This window comes from Bifidobacterium sp. UTCIF-38 (assembly GCF_006454495.1).
GTDB lineage: Bacteria > Actinomycetota > Actinomycetes > Actinomycetales > Bifidobacteriaceae > Bifidobacterium > Bifidobacterium callitrichos.
On the sequence record NZ_JFAL01000022.1, the window covers coordinates 107,407 to 123,714 of the forward strand.

At 64.2% G+C, this 16,308-nt stretch carries 16 protein-coding genes; 9 read left to right on the forward strand and 7 right to left on the reverse strand.

Annotation, left to right across the window (positions count from 1 at the left end; genetic code table 11):
• Nucleotides 1-38: 38 nt before the first annotated feature.
• Nucleotides 39-929 carry an aldo/keto reductase gene (locus tag BW11_RS07695; protein ID WP_140445109.1) on the forward strand — a complete coding sequence of 297 codons (891 nt, stop codon included), beginning with the start codon at nucleotides 39-41 and terminating at the stop codon, nucleotides 927-929.
• Nucleotides 930-1,007: 78 nt separating this feature from the next.
• On the opposite strand, the gene BW11_RS07700 is transcribed toward BW11_RS07695, so the two are convergent.
• The 7 genes from BW11_RS07700 to BW11_RS07730 are packed head-to-tail and all read right to left on the reverse strand — an operon-like array spanning nucleotide 1,008 to nucleotide 7,062.
• The gene (locus tag BW11_RS07700) at nucleotides 1,008-1,622 is read right to left on the reverse strand and encodes a DUF6466 family protein (protein WP_140445108.1); all 615 of its coding nucleotides are present in this window, start codon (nucleotides 1,620-1,622) and stop codon (nucleotides 1,008-1,010) included.
• On the reverse strand, nucleotides 1,619-2,653 hold the full coding sequence (locus tag BW11_RS07705) for a VWA domain-containing protein (RefSeq protein WP_140445185.1): 1,035 nt from the start codon (nucleotides 2,651-2,653) through the stop codon (nucleotides 1,619-1,621). The genes BW11_RS07700 and BW11_RS07705 overlap by 4 nt, the downstream gene beginning before the upstream one ends.
• Nucleotides 2,654-2,670: 17 nt before the next feature.
• The gene (locus BW11_RS07710; protein WP_107044312.1) at nucleotides 2,671-3,750 is read right to left on the reverse strand and encodes a VWA domain-containing protein; all 1,080 of its coding nucleotides are present in this window, start codon (nucleotides 3,748-3,750) and stop codon (nucleotides 2,671-2,673) included.
• Nucleotides 3,750-4,292 carry a hypothetical protein gene (locus BW11_RS07715; protein ID WP_140445107.1) on the reverse strand — a complete coding sequence of 181 codons (543 nt, stop codon included), beginning with the start codon at nucleotides 4,290-4,292 and terminating at the stop codon, nucleotides 3,750-3,752. The genes BW11_RS07710 and BW11_RS07715 overlap by 1 nt, the downstream gene beginning before the upstream one ends.
• 2 nt (nucleotides 4,293-4,294) lie before the next feature.
• Complete coding sequence (locus tag BW11_RS07720; RefSeq protein ID WP_140445106.1) at nucleotides 4,295-5,251, reverse strand: DUF58 domain-containing protein; 957 nt, start codon at nucleotides 5,249-5,251, stop codon at nucleotides 4,295-4,297.
• Entirely contained in the window at nucleotides 5,248-6,330 is a 1,083-nt protein-coding gene (locus BW11_RS07725) for a MoxR family ATPase (RefSeq protein WP_107044276.1), read from the reverse strand. The genes BW11_RS07720 and BW11_RS07725 overlap by 4 nt, the downstream gene beginning before the upstream one ends.
• A 33-nt stretch (nucleotides 6,331-6,363) precedes the next feature.
• Complete coding sequence (locus BW11_RS07730; RefSeq protein ID WP_140445105.1) at nucleotides 6,364-7,062, reverse strand: uracil-DNA glycosylase; 699 nt, start codon at nucleotides 7,060-7,062, stop codon at nucleotides 6,364-6,366.
• Between the two features lie 135 nt (nucleotides 7,063-7,197).
• Here BW11_RS07730 and BW11_RS07735 point away from each other — a divergent pair, with 135 nt between their 5' ends.
• The 8 genes from BW11_RS07735 (at nucleotide 7,198) to BW11_RS07770 (ending at nucleotide 16,273) form a co-directional block, all read left to right on the forward strand.
• Entirely contained in the window at nucleotides 7,198-7,941 is a 744-nt protein-coding gene (locus BW11_RS07735; RefSeq protein ID WP_140445104.1) for a LytR C-terminal domain-containing protein, read from the forward strand.
• 174 nt (nucleotides 7,942-8,115) lie between these two features.
• A complete protein-coding gene (locus BW11_RS07740) occupies nucleotides 8,116-8,319 on the forward strand; it encodes a cold-shock protein (protein ID WP_043167546.1) in 204 nt (67 codons plus the stop codon).
• Nucleotides 8,320-8,652: 333 nt separating this feature from the next.
• Nucleotides 8,653-10,278 carry a chaperonin GroEL gene (gene groL / locus BW11_RS07745; protein WP_043167545.1) on the forward strand — a complete coding sequence of 542 codons (1,626 nt, stop codon included), beginning with the start codon at nucleotides 8,653-8,655 and terminating at the stop codon, nucleotides 10,276-10,278.
• 226 nt (nucleotides 10,279-10,504) lie between these two features.
• A complete protein-coding gene (locus tag BW11_RS07750) occupies nucleotides 10,505-11,410 on the forward strand; it encodes a TPM domain-containing protein (protein ID WP_140445103.1) in 906 nt (301 codons plus the stop codon).
• Nucleotides 11,411-11,507: 97 nt separating this feature from the next.
• Nucleotides 11,508-12,239 carry a response regulator transcription factor gene (locus BW11_RS07755; protein ID WP_043167544.1) on the forward strand — a complete coding sequence of 244 codons (732 nt, stop codon included), beginning with the start codon at nucleotides 11,508-11,510 and terminating at the stop codon, nucleotides 12,237-12,239.
• Nucleotides 12,236-14,371, forward strand: coding sequence for a HAMP domain-containing sensor histidine kinase (locus tag BW11_RS07760; RefSeq protein WP_140445102.1), 2,136 nt, complete (start codon nucleotides 12,236-12,238; stop codon nucleotides 14,369-14,371). Before BW11_RS07755 ends, BW11_RS07760 begins: the two co-directional genes overlap by 4 nt.
• Nucleotides 14,372-14,458: 87 nt before the next feature.
• Nucleotides 14,459-14,848, forward strand: a complete 390-nt coding sequence (locus tag BW11_RS07765) for a cold-shock protein (RefSeq protein ID WP_107044271.1) — start codon at nucleotides 14,459-14,461, stop codon at nucleotides 14,846-14,848.
• A 9-nt stretch (nucleotides 14,849-14,857) separates the two neighbouring features.
• Entirely contained in the window at nucleotides 14,858-16,273 is a 1,416-nt protein-coding gene (locus BW11_RS07770; protein WP_107044270.1) for a DUF3027 domain-containing protein, read from the forward strand.
• The last annotated feature ends 35 nt before the right edge of the window (nucleotides 16,274-16,308 follow it).

A 16,308-nucleotide genomic window follows, 5' to 3' on the forward strand; every position in this document is an offset into this window, starting at 1 on the left:
TCGGCGCACAATCGTCGCACAGGTTGGGAGGACTTGTCATGACACTTGGGGAAGCAGCACTTGAATCGCCGGAACTCACGTTGAACGACGCGAATCACACCGTCATTCCACAGATCGGATTCGGCGTCTTCCAGATTCCGCCCGAGGACACGCAGCGGGCCGTCGAGGAGGCTCTCGCGATCGGCTACCGTCACATCGACACGGCCGCCGCCTACTACAACGAGAAGGAGGTCGGCGAGGCGCTCAAGGCCACCGGCATGGCCGGCAAGGTCTGGGTCACCACCAAGCTGCGCAACTGCGACCAGGGACGTGAACCCGCACGCATCGCCCTCGAACGCTCGCTCGACAAGCTCGGCCTCGACCACGTCGACATGTACCTGATCCACTGGCCGTTCGCCGCCGTCGACCTGTACCGTGAAACGTGGCGTTCGCTGCTCGACCTGCGCGACGCCGGACTCATCCGCGTGCCGGGTGTCAGCAACTTCCTGCCCGAGCATCTTGAGGCCATCATCGACGACTCCGGCGCGGCCCCGGCAGTCAACCAGATCGAGGTGCACCCGCGGTTCAGCCAGCCGGCGAACATCGCCTATTGCAAGGACCATGGCATCACCGTGGAGGCGTACAGCCCGCTCGGCCACGGTTCCGACATGAACGCGGAACCGGTGCTCGCCGCCGCGCAGGCGCATCAGGTCACTCCCGCCCAGGTCGTGCTGCGCTGGCATACGCAGGAGGGACGCATCGTCATCCCGAAGTCCAAGCACCCCGACCGCATGCGTCAGAACCTCGCCGCGGCGTCGTTCGATCTCACCGACGCTGAACTGGCGGCCATCGACGCGCTCGACACGCCGGAGGGACGCGTGAGCGCAGATCCGGCCACGTTCGTCCAATCGCAGTCGTGGGCCAACCAGCACTCGCGCGGCAACATCTAGTCCTCTGTCGGGGCGCCGCCGTTATGTGACGAACTCACGTTCGCGCGCTGCTGGTTGAGAATCCCGTTAGGCGCCCGATCACCAGGGTTTGGTGGTTTGGTTCTGATCGGACTTCTTCTCGGGGGTCTGCTGGGTGGAGGTGCTGGTGTCGGTGGACTGCTGGTTGGATCTGAGCAGCTGCTCCACCTGAGCCCTCTGCTGATCGGTGAGTGCCGGGCCATTGGAGGCGTTGTTTTGGTCCTTCGTGGCGGCGCCTGTATCGTCGGAGCCGCTGCCGGAGCCGTCCGTTCCGTTGCCGGACGAGGACGACCCCTGCTGTTCGGCGAGACGCCGCTCGATCAATGCGGTGAGCTGACGGGAGATCTCGGTGTTCGTCCTTAATGACGACCGCACGTTCGGCAGCAGCGCGGCTTCGAGCGTGGCGGCCTCCCTGAACTGGGCGTCGGTCTGCTGCTGACTCGCCTTGAGCGTGGCGAGATCGGCGTCTTCCTTGTCCGCGGCCTTGATGTTGCGCGTCAGGGTGGCGGTCGCCTGATTGAACTGGCCGACCGCCACGAGGTTCGTCAGAGCGAGACCGGCCGTGACCAGCGCCGCCACGGCCACGACGATGAGCAGGATACGCACGGGCAGTGCTGCCCGAGGACTCGCCGTGCGTGCGGCGTTTGTGACGCGCATATCGGTTCCGCTTGTCATATCAGCCTCCTCGACAATACGATCTGTGCGCCGGCCTCCCATGCCAGCAGCAGAGCCATCACGATCGCCAACGGCCATACGACAGGCGTCGTACGGGTGCGGGACTTGGCCGTGGACGTGATCTTCCACTGGGTGGATGCCTTGGCCGACAGACCGTCCTTCATGGTTTTGGCGGCGGAGACAGACAGATACGAGCCGCCCATCTCGTCGGCGATGTCCTTGAGGTTGCCTTCGTCCATCCTCGAGATGCCGGGCTGTCCGGTATCGGGGTCCGTCACCCACTGCTGATCGGACTGCCCGTTGGAGTCCTGTGCGCTCACGCCGTCGGCGATCCGCGGGATCCTGCCGCCCTCCGTCGATCCGACGCCCACGGTGAATGCGTCGGTCAGATAGCTGCGCAGCGTCGAGAACGTGCGCCGCGTACGCGCGGAGGTCTGCTCGCCGTCGGTGATCACATACAGTATGATCGCATCATCGGGATGCAGATCGCGCATCTGCTTCAACGTGGAGACCAACGAGTCGAGCGGCGCATCGAGCGACGAACCGCTCGACACGCTCGTCGCCTCGGGAGCGAGCGTCGCGGCCCAGTTGCGGATCGCCGGCGCATCCGGGGTGAGCGGTACGTCAAGCGTGCCGGACGCGCCGAACCGCATCGCGGCGAAACTCGCATCCGCATACAGGTTCGTCAGATCGTCCACGGCCCTGCGCGCCGCATCCAGACGCGTGATCGTCTCATCGGAACCGTATTGCGCGTCCGAGACGGCCATCGAACCGGTCACATCGACCGCCACGACCACATCGGTGGCGTTCACCGCACGTGATGTGGTCGACGAGACGACGCTCGGCGTGAGCATCATCAGCGCCGCGATCAGACAGACGAGCGTGCGCCTGACGCACGAGCCTACCGTCTCGTCGCCGGCACGCCCACGTGCATGCCGCACGATCTCGACGACGGCGAATACGATCATCAGCGTCGCGATCGCGCCGCCCGCAAGCCGGCCGAGCGCGGGGGAGAGGGTCAGCGACGTCAGTGCATTCAACGGATTCGTCATCGCTTCAACCTCCAGACGGTGATCAGCCACAGGCCGAGCGCGATGCTCAGGGCCAGCGTCCACCATTTCGGATCGTCGACGACGGCGGCCTGATGGGCCTGACGTTCCTGCGTCTCGCGTCTGCCGTCGATGTCACGCACCAGTTCGTCCACGCTCGACCCGTTCGCCTGGGTCAGGAAGACGCCGTCATGCGCCTCGATGAGCTGCCTCATGCGCGTGGTCGTGTTCTCGCCCTCGCTGGCACGGGGGCCGGAGAACAGGCCATCTACGGTGATCCCCGCCTGCGAGGTCAGATCCAGCGCCTGCTCGAGCGTATACGTGGGCGTGCCGGACACGACGTTATCGGTGGCGAGCACGATCGAGGCGGCGCGGCTGCGCTTCGCCGATGCGTCGGCGGAGTTGGACGAACCGGTGGAACCGTAGGTGAATCCGGGCAGCATCGCGGCGCAGGAGACGACGCCATCGCCGATCAGCGACGTCGTGTCCTTGCGATTCTGCGTGCCCTCAAGCCAATCGGAGATCCTCTGATAGTCGGAGTCGCTCATCTTATCGATATCATCCTGCGATTCGACGCCCTTGAGAATGTCCGACGACTCCCTGAGCTGCCTGGAGACCAGATCGTAGTCGTCGGTCAGCGGAAAAACCGTACGCGAGGTCGAGTTGAAGATGCTCATCCCGATGCGCTCGCCCTGGAAGCGCGAGACGAGGTCACGATACGTGTCGATCACCTGACGGTCGTACGGCAGCGTCGATCCGGACACGTCGAGACACAGGACGATGTCACGGCTTGCGGAACGCTCCTGACTGCTGTCCACCGTCGACGGACGCGCGGCCAGCGTGACCGAGAGCAGTGCGGCCGCTGCCAGCAGCGCCATCGCGGCGCGGTTGAGCCAGCGCCACCGACGGAACAGGCGCGAGGCGAACTCGGTGTTGAGATCGTCATCTAACGAGAACACCCGTGCCGCATCGGATTCGTCACGCCCTCGGCGCGACATCGCGATCGTCAGGATGATGATCGCTGCGACGACGGCCACGCCTACCAGTGTGGCCCACGGCCATTGCCAGGACAGTTGCATCAGCGAGACCACCTTTCCACCAGATTCGATACCCAGCCGGCGGCCTCCTCCACACTCGCCTCCCGGGCGGGTCCGTTGACCGCGCTATCCGCGAACTCCGGCGGATACAGCGCCGAAATCGTCAGACGCAGCATATCGAGTCCCTGCTTCGTCGACGACGTGCGCGGTTCGCGACGGATGTCGGCGAGCGTATGCGACTTGAGATCACGTCCCGACGCCTCGGACGCATAGTCGCGGGCGATGGACGCCAGTTCAGCGAACGCCTCGCCGCGTTCCAACGCTCCGGCCTGATGGCGCGACACCACGTCGTCGATACGCCGATGCCAACGGCGACGATCCTGCGCATCGGCGTGCGCGCCACGCTGGCGCGCCGCGGCGCGCACCCTTCTGGGACGGGACAGCAGCACCGCGCCCACGACCAGTGCGATCGCGGCCAGCACGCAGGCGACGGCGACGGCGACGAGCGGCGTCGTCAGATCGATCGGACCGACGGGAGTACCCAGAGAAAGAGGTTTCACGGCCGCGAAGACGAACGAACGCATGATCACGCCTCACCTCCCGACATCGACAGCGAGCCGCCGACCGCCGGATCGTGCGGAACGAGACGGACGCCGGAAGTGCCGGCCAGCGAGCGGGAGACCAACGCGACGAACGCGTCGAACATCGCCTCGCTGGAACCCGCATGGATCAGATGTCCTCCCACACGCGAGAGCTCATGCTCCAGCGAAGCCGCCAGAAACGCGTGATGCGTATCCACCTGTTCGGCCGCACGTGCGTCGACGAAGAACGCGGGCAGCCGCCTGCTGCCAACGCCATCGAACACATGCGTTCCGGCCGCCGCGGCGAACGGATTGATCGTCGCCACATCGATGAGCACCACCGGATGCGTGCGGGCGATGAGCCGTATCGACTTGATATGCCGTTCGCCCAACGCCTGCTCGTCGGTGGCGATCACCACCAGCGCACGACGATCCTTGATACGCCGCGCGTAGTCGAGCAGCGCGTCGATATTGCGACCATGACGCCACCTGCGGTTCAATGCGCCGTCCAGCGTGCGCTCGAACTGGGCGAACCCGCCGTTGAACGGCACTCGTGTGATGCTCGCCGCATCGCCGAACACCAGCGAGATGTCATCCGAACGGCGCAACGACAACGCGGCGAACATGCGCAGCGCATTCGCCGCCACCTCATACGCGCGTTCCCCCGACTCGCATGAACCGGTCATCTCCAGACCGACATCAAGCAGCATCCACACGCGTGACGTGACCAGACGCTCACGATGCACCACCATCGGCCGGCCCATACGAGCGCTGGTCTTCCATTCGATGAGACGCGCCTCGTCACCGGGCTCGTAGGCGCGCACATCCATCAACTCGTCCGAGCCGCCCGCACGCCGAGAGGAATGCTCGCCCTCGATCACGCCCAGCGCCTTACGGACGGTGGGCATCGTCAGCTGCGTGCCCAACGCCTCGATCCTGGCCCTGATCGGATCGACGATCATGGAACGGGAACCGCCTGGACGATGCGATCAACCACCTGATCGGCGTTCACGCCATCCGCCAGCGCCTCGAACGTCAGCAGCACGCGATGTCGCAGAATCTCACGCATATGCGCCTTGAGATCCTCCGGCACCACATAATCGCGGCCTGACAGCAGCGCGCTCGCCTGGCCGATGCGGACCAGTGCGATGGAGGCACGCGGCGAGGCGCCAAGCCTGACCAGCGACCCCAGACCCTGCACCGGATGCGAGCCGGCGCCACGGGAGGTCGCCGCCACATCCGCCGCATAACGCATGATCGCATCGGAGACATGCACGCGTCGGGCGGCATCGCGCAGGAACTCCACGTCACGGATCGACAGACGCTCGGCGGCCAGCTGTGTGGGATCGAACACATCCGAGCCACGACGGGTGAGCAGCGCCAGCATGCGCGTCTCCTCGTCGGGCGTCGGATAGGTCATCATCGCCTTCATCATGAAACGATCCATCTGCGCCTCGGGCAGCGTGAACGTGCCCTCCTCCTCGATGGGATTCTGCGTGGCGATCACCATGAACGGCTTCGGCAGCGCGATACGCTGGCCGCCGATCGTGGTCGCGCCCTCGGCCATCGCCTCGAGCATCGCCGACTGCGTCTTCGCGTTCGAACGGTTGATCTCGTCGAGCAGCACGAAATTGGCGTGGATCGGACCGATCTGCGTAGTGAACTTCTGCGTGGCGAAATCGAAGACCTGCGTGCCGACCAGATCGGACGGCATGAGATCGGGCGTGCACTGCACGCGCTTGAACGTGCCGGAGACCGATGTCGCCAGCGTCTGCGCGGCGGTGGTCTTCGCCAGACCGGGCACGGATTCGATGAGGATATGGCCGCCGGCAACCAGTGTGAGGATCAGCGATTCACGCAGATTGTCCTGACCGACCAGCGTCTGCGCGAACCGGGAGCGGATGCGATCGGCGAGCGCCTTCGAGCGCGCGACATCATCGGCGCTCAGCGCGCTCGCCGACGCGGAGGCCGGCGTCGGCGGCATCAGAGGCGATTGCGTAGGCTGCAGGGGCGTCTGCGGTTTGGGAGGGAAAATTGCCATGCGCTCCACTGTAACTAGGTGCGGTGACCGGGGTCAGGGCAGCTGCCAGTTGACGGGGTCGGCGCCCATGGCGATGAGGGCCTGATTGGCCCGGGAGAAGGGGTGGGAGCCGAAGAAGCCGCGTGAGGCGGACAGCGGGCTCGGATGCGGGGATTTGATGATGACGGCGTTGGTCAGCAGCGGCTCCAGCGTCTGCGCGTTGCGGCCCCACAGGATAGCGACCAACGGACGCGGCTTGCCCGTCTGCGGATCGACGCGCGCATTCAGGGCTCTGATCGCAGCCTCGGTGACCTGCTCCCAGCCCTTGCCCTGATGCGAGTTCGGACGGCCCACGCCGACCGTCAGACACCTGTTGAGCAGCAGCACGCCGCGTTCGGTCCATGGGGTCAGATCGCCGTTGCTTGGCATCGGCACCCCCAGATCGGAGACCAGCTCCTTATATATATTGATCAGGCTCTTGGGCAGCGGGGTGACGTCCGGGGCGACGCAGAAGCTCAGCCCTACCGGATGCCCCGGAGTCGGGTAGGGGTCCTGACCGACGATCAGCACCTTGATCGAATCGAAGGGGATCGTGAACGCCCGGAGGATGTTATGGCTTGCGGGCAGCCAATGGCGTCCCGCGCGATTCTCCTCGCGCAGGAAATCTCCCATGTGATGGATCGCCGGTTCGACGTCCGCCAATGCGGCGGCCCAACCGGGTTCGACGAGTTCGCTCAACGGTTTGACGCTCATGATGGTCTACTCTACGCGCTCCATGCGCCGTACACGAACGTGCACATCCGGTGGCGGCACGGGCGCATCATTGCGTATAGGGATGCGCTGACGTTACACTCTTGGATAGTTCACATGGATGGAGGAATGAGCAGTATGGCGAAGCGAGATCGAAAGCGGGACAACGGCGAATCCTATGAGCCGGACGTCTTCGACAATCCGCCGTCGGGCCCTGCCGGCGTCCATCGCGGCAACACATCCCTGGCCTCACGTCTGGTGCCGTTCGCGATCGTCGTGCTGGTGGCGGCGCTGTGCGGATTCACCGCGTGGGGATTCTTCTCCGGTGAAGTGAACAACATCACATGGCCGTGGTCCTCGCATTCCACCACGCAGAGCGCGGCCGACGCGTCGAGCGAGTCGAAGTCGTCGTCCTCCGACTCCACGGCCTCATCCGATTCATCCGATTCCTCGAAGTCCGATTCCTCGGCGTCAAAGGATTCGTCCTCTGATTCGTCCTCTGATTCGTCCTCGAAGCAGGATTCCTCCGATCAGCAGACGAGCGATGCGCAGGCCCAGCAGGATGAGGCCGCCAAGCAGCAAGCGGCGCAGCAGCAGGCCGAGGCGGCCGCCCAGCCGAACAAGGCGGCCGAGGTGCGGGTCGTCAACGGCACCAGAACCTCCGGATACGCCACCTCCCGGAAGAACACGCTCAATGCGGCCGGCTATACGAATGTCGTGGCCGCCAACCCGAGCGGCAGCCTGCCGAGCTCCACAGTGGTGTGGTACCAGTCCGAGTCAGACAAGGCCACGGCCGAGAACGTGGCCAGTACGCTGGGCATCTCCAATGTGCAGCAGGCGTCGGGCATTTCCGCCGCGATCGTGGTGGTGCTGATGAACTGAAATCCCATGAAATCCCATGAATCAGCTCCATGCGTGGAACCTGCCTTGTTGTTGTTTTGGGTCGCGTCTATACTGACCCTTTAGTCGCGAGGCGGGGGGAGCGCGGTGTTGTGGTTGTATGTCCCTCCGTGTCGGGAGAGATATAGAGCTCACACAGCTAAGGGAAGTGCAAACATGGCGCAAGGAACCGTAAAGTTTTTCAGTAACGGCAAGGGGTATGGCTTCATCACGCCGGAAGGCGGAGGTGAGGACGTGTTCGTCCACTACTCGGTGATTCAGGGCGAGGGATTCAAGACTCTGGACGAGGGAGACAAGGTCGAATACGAGGCCGAGAAGGGCCCCAAGGGAATGCAGGCCACGAAGGTCACCAAGCTGTGAAAATGTGACCGCGTGCGAGTACAAGGCATCGCCCGCATATAAGTGAAGAGTTCGTGAGGTTGAGGATTCGGACCCCTCAGGTTGCCCCGGTCAGTACGACGGGGCTTTTTTCATGCCTTTTTCCATCTTTGCCCTCGGCTGTTTCCCTCGGCTGTTTCATGCCCAAAGCGCAATCGCCGAAACGAATGTTGGCACTCGGCGGCGCAGAGTGCTAATGTCTGGGTTAGCACTCGGAGGTCGAGAGTGATAACCCGCAGCTGACGGCGGGAGGTCGCTCCGGACCATACGGGTGAATAACCGGAACCGAATAAAGCCATTTGGAGGAACACAACCATGGCAAAGATCATCGCGTATGATGAGGAAGCCCGTCAGGGCATGCTGGAGGGCCTCGACAAGCTCGCCAACACCGTCAAGGTCACGCTGGGCCCGAAGGGCCGCAATGTCGTGCTCGACAAGACCTACGGCGCTCCGACCATCACCAACGATGGCGTCTCCATCGCCAAGGAGATCGATCTGGAGGATCCGTACGAGCGCATCGGCGCCGAGCTGGTCAAGGAAGTCGCCAAGAAGACCGACGACGTCGCCGGCGATGGCACCACCACCGCTACCGTGCTGGCCCAGTCCCTCGTGCACGAAGGCCTGAAGAACGTGGTCGCCGGTTCCAACCCGATCGCGCTGCGCCGCGGCATCGAGAAGGCCGCCGACGCCATCGTCAAGGAGCTCATCGCCGCCGCCAAGGACGTCGAGACCAAGGACCAGATCGCCGCCACCGCGACCATCTCCGCCGCCGATCCGGAGGTCGGTGAGAAGATCGCCGAGGCTCTGGACAAGGTCGGTCAGGACGGCGTCGTGACCGTCGAGGACAACAACCGCTTCGGTCTGGACCTCGAGTTCACCGAGGGCATGCGCTTCGACAAGGGCTACATCGCCCCGTACTTCGTCACCAACGCCGACGACCAGACCGCCGTGCTCGAGGATCCGTACATTCTTCTGACCTCCGGCAAGGTCTCCAGCCAGCAGGACGTCGTTCACGTCGCCGAGCTGGTCATGAAGACCGGCAAGCCGCTGCTGATCATCGCCGAGGACGTCGACGGTGAGGCTCTGCCGACCCTGATCCTGAACAACATCCGCGGCACCTTCAAGTCCTGCGCCGTCAAGGCCCCGGGCTTCGGCGACCGCCGCAAGGCCATGCTGCAGGATATGGCCATCCTCACCGGCGCTCAGGTCGTCTCCGATGAGCTGGGCCTCAAGCTCGACTCCATCGACACCTCCGTGCTCGGCCACGCCAAGAAGGTCATCGTCTCCAAGGACGAGACCACCATCGTCCAGGGTGCCGGCTCCAAGGAGGACATCGACGCCCGCGTTTCCCAGATCCGCGCCGAGATCGAGAACACCGATTCCGACTACGATCGCGAGAAGCTGCAGGAGCGTCTGGCCAAGCTGGCCGGCGGTGTCGCCGTCATCAAGGTCGGCGCTGCCACCGAGGTCGAGGCCAAGGAGCGCAAGCACCGCATCGAGGACGCCGTGCGCAACGCGAAGGCCGCCATCGAGGAGGGTCTGCTGCCCGGCGGTGGCGTCGCCCTCGTTCAGGCTGCCGCCAAGGCCGAGAAGGATGAGTCCGTCACGTCTCTGACGGGCGAGGAGGCCACCGGTGCGGCCATCGTGTTCCGTGCCATCGAGGCCCCGATCAAGCAGATCGCCGAGAACTCCGGTGTGTCCGGCGACGTCGTGATCAACAAGGTCCGCTCGCTGCCGGAGGGTGAGGGCTTCAACGCCGCCACCAACACCTACGAGGATCTGCTGGCCGCCGGCGTCACCGACCCGGTGAAGGTCACCCGCTCCGCTCTGCAGAACGCCGCCTCCATCGCCGGTCTGTTCCTGACCACCGAGGCCGTCGTCGCCAACAAGCCGGAGCCGAAGGCCGCCGCCCCGGCCGCCGGTGCCGACATGGGCTACTGATCGTCACCCCAAGGATAGACGGACAGTTACATAGACAAATAGTCTGATAGTCTGACGCAAGGGTCCCGGTTCCCGCTCATGGGAACCGGGACCCTTGTTGTCGTTCATGGGTTCACGCGGTTCATGGGTTCACGGGTGTGTATGGGTTCACGGGTGTGTATGAGTTCGACGTGCGTGTCGATCATGCCGGACCGTTCCTCGGCCGGAAGGCGCTAATGTGGGACATATGACTTTCGCTTTCGCACGATTCGCTGATCACGACGATTCGAGAACGTCGTCTTCGCGCCCGATCATGCTCCCGGTCGTGGCGGCGCTGCTGATGTGCCTCGCCATGATCGTGCCGTCCATGGTGCTTGCTCCCGCCGCCGTGGCGGCGCAGACCGGAACGATGACCAACGAGATCACCGACCCGCAGAACCTGCTCGGCTCCAACGTCTCCACGGTCACCGACAAGATCAAGCAGACCGAGGAGACCACCGGAGTGCACGTGCATCTGCAATACGTGGAAAGCTTCGGATCAGACATCACGCCGTCCACATGGGCGAACCGCGTGCTGGAGGCGAGTAAGCCGGAACCCAACACCGTGCTGCTCGCGGTGGCCTCCGGCGACGGCAATCTCATTGTGGCCGTCTCGTCGAACTCCGACGAATGGCTGCGCGACGAGAACACCGTCGACGAGCTGAGCAAGGCGGCCACGGCCCCTCTGGCCAAGCAGAACGACCAGAACTGGTCGGGTGCGGCGATCGCCATGATGGACGAGATCGAACAGCAGAAGCGGACCTCGACCAACTCACGCGCCATCAGAATCGGCGTCATCGTCATGGGCGTCGTGCTCATAGTGCTCGTCATCGTGATCGTGGTGACGCTGACCGTGCGTCGCCGTCGCAGGGGGCGCAGAGCCGCCGGCGGCTCCGGATCGAGGCCATCGAAGAAGTCGGACAAGTCGTCGGAATCGCAGGCGGCAACCGGTGCCGGTGCTGAGCCCGCGGCGGAGGAGAAGGCCATGGCTGACCTGCTCAATGCGATCGAGAAGGATGAGAGGAACGAGGAGAGCGGCGGAGCCAGACCGATGACCCGACGTCAGATGCGCGAGGCGCGCAAGACCAAGCGGGGCCCGTTCGGCAGGAAGTAGACAGGGCGGGACGCATATCGCCGGGCCGGTTCGATCGGCAAAGAATGCACAGACGACTTTCAGGAAACCTCCAGACAGAGAGGCCAAGCTGGAAGCCATGAGCAAGCCTATTGAAGCAAACATCGTCGTCGTCGACGACGAGCCGTCCATCCGTGAATTGCTGGTCGCCTCGCTCCATTTCGCGGGCTTTGAGGTGAACACCGCAGCCTCCGGCTCCGAGGCCATCGAGGTCATCGAGAAGGTCAGGCCCGATCTCATCGTGCTCGACGTCATGCTGCCGGACATCGACGGCTTCACCGTTACCCGCCGCATCCGTCAGGAGGGCATCGATTCTCCCGTCCTGTTCCTCACCGCACGTGACGACACCCAGGACAAGGTCATGGGACTGACCGTCGGCGGTGACGACTACGTCACCAAGCCGTTCAGCCTCGAGGAGGTCGTGGCACGCATCCGCGCCATCCTGCGCCGCACCCGCGAGCAGGAGGAGGATGATCCGGTCATCCGCGTGGCGGATCTGGAGATCAACGAGGACTCCCACGATGTGACGCGTGCCGGCCAGACCATCGATCTGAGCCCCACCGAATACAAGCTGCTGCGCTACCTGATGGACAACGCCGGACGAGTGCTCTCCAAGCCGCAGATCCTCGATCACGTCTGGCAGTACGACTGGGGCGGCGACGCGGCCATCGTCGAAAGCTACATCTCCTACCTGCGCAAGAAGGTCGACGGCATCGAGGTCACCGACGAGAACGGAGAGAAGCACAAGGTCACGCCGCTTATTGAGACCAAGCGCGGCATCGGATACATGATTCGCGAACCGAAGTCATGATCGTACATCCCGCGAACACCGCCGGAACGTCGAAACCAACCGCAGCCGCAGGCGCTCCCGGAAGGCCCGCAGCCCCCGTCCCTGCGGCGGGCAAGGGCCCGTGGCATCGATTCACCCGACTGTTCCTCGACAGGATCGACCGCGTCTCGCTGAGCGCCAAGCTTGTCGCCTGCACGCTGGTCATCCTCATCGTCGGAACCGTCGGTATTTCGGCGACCATCCGTCAGCTCGTCAGCGGCTACATGCTGGAGAAGACCGACTCGCAGATCATCTCGCAGCGTGACATCGTCTTCCAGTACGTGCAGCAGAACCCCACGCAGAACAGCGGTCTCAACAGCTACTTCGTGGAGGTCCGCTACGCGAAGGACGGTAAGCTGACGAACATTTCCAGAACGCCGTCCTACCCGGTGCTGGAGGGCAATGTCGTCTCCATGCCCCAACTGCCGTCCAACGCGCAGATCACCGCGGACATGCTCGGCAAGCCGTTCACCACGAGCGCGAAGGTCGTCTCGCTGCAGGCGATGAGCTCGAACTCGTCGGGCACGGTCCCCGGTACGGGCGCGCCCGACGCCAGCGGGGGAGCTACGGATGGCTCCGGATCGACCGGGGCCGACGGCTCCTCCGACCAGTCCGCGGACGGCGCAGATTCCGGGCAGTCCCAGCAGCCGTCGCCGGACGGCCAGAGCTCTGATGCGTCGGGTTCCTCGCAGGCATCGGGAACACCGGTCACCAGCTCCCGCAAGACGCTGCAGGCGGCAAGTGCCCCGTGGCGCGTCGGCGTCTTCCAATGGGAGGACAAGGAGACGGGCGCATACAGGGGAGTCGTGTTCATCGGACTGTCCCTGGCCGATCAGATCGATACCATCAACACGCTCACCCGGTATTGCATCACGGTGGGCATCGCGATCGTGCTGCTCGGCGGATCCCTGTCGGCGCTGATCATCCAACGCACGCTCGACCCGCTCAAGCGCATCGAGAAGACCGCCGCCAAGATCGCCGCCGGCGATCTGAGCCAGCGTGTCCCCTACGCGCCGGAGAACACCGAGGTTGGCTCGCTGTCGGCATCGCTGAACATGATGCTCACGCGCATCGAACAGAGCTTCCACGAACAGGAGCAGACCACGGCGAAGATGAAACGATTCGTCTCCGACGCCAGCCACGAGCTGCGCACGCCGCTCGCCGCGATCCATGGCTATGCGGAGCTGTACACCATGCAGCGCGGCATGCCCGGGGCATTGGAGCGCGCCGACGAATCGATCGCGCACATCGAGCGTTCCAGCCAGCGCATGACCGTGCTCGTCGAGGACCTGCTATCCTTGGCGAGACTCGACGAGGGGCGCGGCATCGACATGACCCAGACCGTCTCGCTCACCACGCTGGTCACCGATGCGGTCGACGACCTGCATGCGCTCGACCCGCAGCGCGAGGTCACCCGTGGTACGGTGGCGTTCGAGCCATCCAGCGACATGACGCATCCGAGCACGATCGGCATCGAAGGCGACTCGATGGCATCGGTGACGATCACCGGCGACGCCTCGCGTCTGCGGCAGGTCGTCACCAACATCGTGGGCAATATCCACCGGTACACTCCCGATGATTCGCCCGCGCGGGTGGGACTGGGAGTCGTGGCTGCCTCGATCACTCCCGAGCAGCTCTCCCGCATGCCCTCCAACGACGAATCGCTGCGGCGGTTCCTCGAGGCGGCCGAGGTCGGACACACGATGCACACCGGCACCAACTATGCGGTGCTGCGGTTCGAGGACCACGGACCCGGTGTGCCCGCCGAGTCTCGCGCGCAGATCTTCGAACGCTTCTACACGGCGGATCCCTCGCGCGCCCGCGAAAAGGGCGGCACTGGCCTCGGCCTTGCCATCGCGCAGTCCGTGGTCAAGGCGCATAGGGGACTCATCTGTGCCACCGAGACCTCGGGAGGCGGTCTGACGTTCACGATCATGCTGCCGTTGGGACCGGTGGATGCCGGTACGTCCAACGGGGGCGGCCCCGTTGCCGGATCAGGAGCGGATGGCGAATCGTCCGGCAAGTCAGGCAAGTCAGGCAAAAGCGACAAGGCCGGCAGAAACGGCAGGAAGGACGGTTCCAAACGGGGCTCGTGGTTCTCTCGCTCTCGCTAGCCGTGTCTTCGCCGAGGGCGTGTGACGGGACGATGCGGTAGAATAAATCGGCTTAGCAATACTGGAGTAGGAAAGTGAGAGTGTACGATGCCCACCGGTCGAATTCGTTGGTTCGATGCCGCCAAGGGATATGGCTTCATCACCAGTGAGGAAGGCAAGGACGTGTTCCTGCCCGCGGCCGCGCTGCCGACTGGCGTCACCACGTTGCGCAAGGGCGCTAAGGTGGAGTATTCCGTCGTCGAAGGCCGCAAGGGGCCGCAGGCCATGGATGTGAACGTCGTCGCCGCCGCGCCGTCGCTGGTCAAGGCCACGCGGCCGAAGCCGGATGATATGGCCGCCATCTGCGAGGATCTCATCAAGATGCTGGACGCAGCGGGCAACACGCTGCGCCGCCATCGCTATCCCTCCTCCGCCGAGAGCCGCAAGCTGGCAACCCTGCTGCGTGCGGTGGCGGACAACTTCGACGTACAGGACTGAAAACCGCATATGACCGATACGAGCGAAATCAACATCACCGACGACGAGGAGCAGGACATTGCCTCCCCGCAGCCGCGGATCGATCCTCGCGACCTTGCGCGTGCCGTGGCCATCGAGGTGGCCGAGGAGCCCGAACAGGTCGGTGATGTGGTGGACGCCATCGATTTGGGTGACGGCGTCACCGATTTCCGCATCGCCGCGCACATCCGCGGATACGAGGGCTGGCAGTGGTCGGTGACGCTGTACCATGACGAGGAACTCGATCACTGGACCGTCAATGAATCCTCGCTCATTCCCACGTCCGACGCGCTGGTTCCCCCGGCATGGATCCCTTGGAAGGATCGTCTGGAACCCACCGATCTGGCACCGACCGATTCGATCGGCACCGATCCCGACGACCCCCGTCTCGAGGAGGGATTCCGCAGGACCGATCCTGTCGTTTCCGTTGATGCGGCTGATGCGGTTGCTGACGCCGATGCCGCCGGTACTGCCGAAGAGCGACCGTCCAAGGACGGCGATGGCGACGGTGAAGGTGATGGCAGCGATGAGCAGCGGGAGACAGCCGTCGATTCCAAGGAGGACGTCGATGAGGCGGTCGAGGAGTTCGATCTGTCCCGTCGGCATGTGTTGTCCTCGCTCGGCCGTGCGCAGGCCGCCAAACGCTGGTATGAGGGCCCGCGTGGCCCGAAGGCCATGAGCACGAAGACCGCTGATGGCAACCTGTGCTCGACGTGCGGGTTCTTCGTGCCGCTCAAGGGCGAACTGAACCTGCTGTTCGGCGTGTGCGCGAACAAGTGGAGCCCGGATGACGGTCGTGTCGTGTCCCTCGACCACGGCTGTGGCGAGCATTCGGAGATTGAGCCTCCGGAACCCAGTCGTCTGTGGGTGCAGTCGAAGCCTGCCTTCGACGATCTGCACATCGACATCATCGCCCAGCGTCCGCGCGAGGACCGTGCCCAGATCGAACTGCTCGAAGCGCAGGACGACGACACCGAAGACGTGAACGACGTCGACGTGAACGATGCGGATAAGGCGGCCGATGCCGCCGTCGATACGGACGTGCAGGACATCGCCGACGCGCAGGACATCGACGAGAACACCGAGATCGATGCCGATTCCGAGGACGTCGAGGAGAACACCGTCCCCGACGACGAGTCCGAGCCCGAGGTCGAGTCCACCGTCGATCTGAGCGGTGAGCCGGATATTCCGGGTACCGCGGATACTGCAGACGATGCAGATGATGAGGATGAATCCGAAGAGGACGATTCCGAGGGGTCCGAGAAGAGTGATACCGAGGACGGCGGCGACAATACGTCCGACGGATTCAAGGACGATGATCCGGACTCCGTCGACAACGGCGATACCGTCGGCGACGATGACACCGTCGATGCCGGCGGTTCCGAGGAGTCCGAGCAGGTCGAATAGCGATCACGCCGATACGCACAAGGGCTGTGAATCGT

What these genes read in the sequence shown, in the direction of transcription:
- BW11_RS07695 (WP_140445109.1), top strand. Translation starts at nt 39, where the DNA reads ATGACACTTGGGGAAGCAGCACTTGAATCGCCGGAACTCACGTTGAAC.
- BW11_RS07700 (WP_140445108.1), bottom strand. Translation starts at nt 1,622, where the DNA reads ATGACAAGCGGAACCGATATGCGCGTCACAAACGCCGCACGCACGGCG.
- BW11_RS07710 (WP_107044312.1), bottom strand. Translation starts at nt 3,750, where the DNA reads ATGCAACTGTCCTGGCAATGGCCGTGGGCCACACTGGTAGGCGTGGCC.
- BW11_RS07715 (WP_140445107.1), bottom strand. Translation starts at nt 4,292, where the DNA reads ATGCGTTCGTTCGTCTTCGCGGCCGTGAAACCTCTTTCTCTGGGTACT.
- BW11_RS07720 (WP_140445106.1), bottom strand. Translation starts at nt 5,251, where the DNA reads ATGATCGTCGATCCGATCAGGGCCAGGATCGAGGCGTTGGGCACGCAG.
- BW11_RS07725 (WP_107044276.1), bottom strand. Translation starts at nt 6,330, where the DNA reads ATGGCAATTTTCCCTCCCAAACCGCAGACGCCCCTGCAGCCTACGCAA.
- BW11_RS07730 (WP_140445105.1), bottom strand. Translation starts at nt 7,062, where the DNA reads ATGAGCGTCAAACCGTTGAGCGAACTCGTCGAACCCGGTTGGGCCGCC.
- BW11_RS07735 (WP_140445104.1), top strand. Translation starts at nt 7,198, where the DNA reads ATGGCGAAGCGAGATCGAAAGCGGGACAACGGCGAATCCTATGAGCCG.
- BW11_RS07740 (WP_043167546.1), top strand. Translation starts at nt 8,116, where the DNA reads ATGGCGCAAGGAACCGTAAAGTTTTTCAGTAACGGCAAGGGGTATGGC.
- groL (WP_043167545.1), top strand. Translation starts at nt 8,653, where the DNA reads ATGGCAAAGATCATCGCGTATGATGAGGAAGCCCGTCAGGGCATGCTG.
- BW11_RS07750 (WP_140445103.1), top strand. Translation starts at nt 10,505, where the DNA reads ATGACTTTCGCTTTCGCACGATTCGCTGATCACGACGATTCGAGAACG.
- BW11_RS07755 (WP_043167544.1), top strand. Translation starts at nt 11,508, where the DNA reads ATGAGCAAGCCTATTGAAGCAAACATCGTCGTCGTCGACGACGAGCCG.
- BW11_RS07760 (WP_140445102.1), top strand. Translation starts at nt 12,236, where the DNA reads ATGATCGTACATCCCGCGAACACCGCCGGAACGTCGAAACCAACCGCA.
- BW11_RS07765 (WP_107044271.1), top strand. Translation starts at nt 14,459, where the DNA reads ATGCCCACCGGTCGAATTCGTTGGTTCGATGCCGCCAAGGGATATGGC.
- BW11_RS07770 (WP_107044270.1), top strand. Translation starts at nt 14,858, where the DNA reads ATGACCGATACGAGCGAAATCAACATCACCGACGACGAGGAGCAGGAC.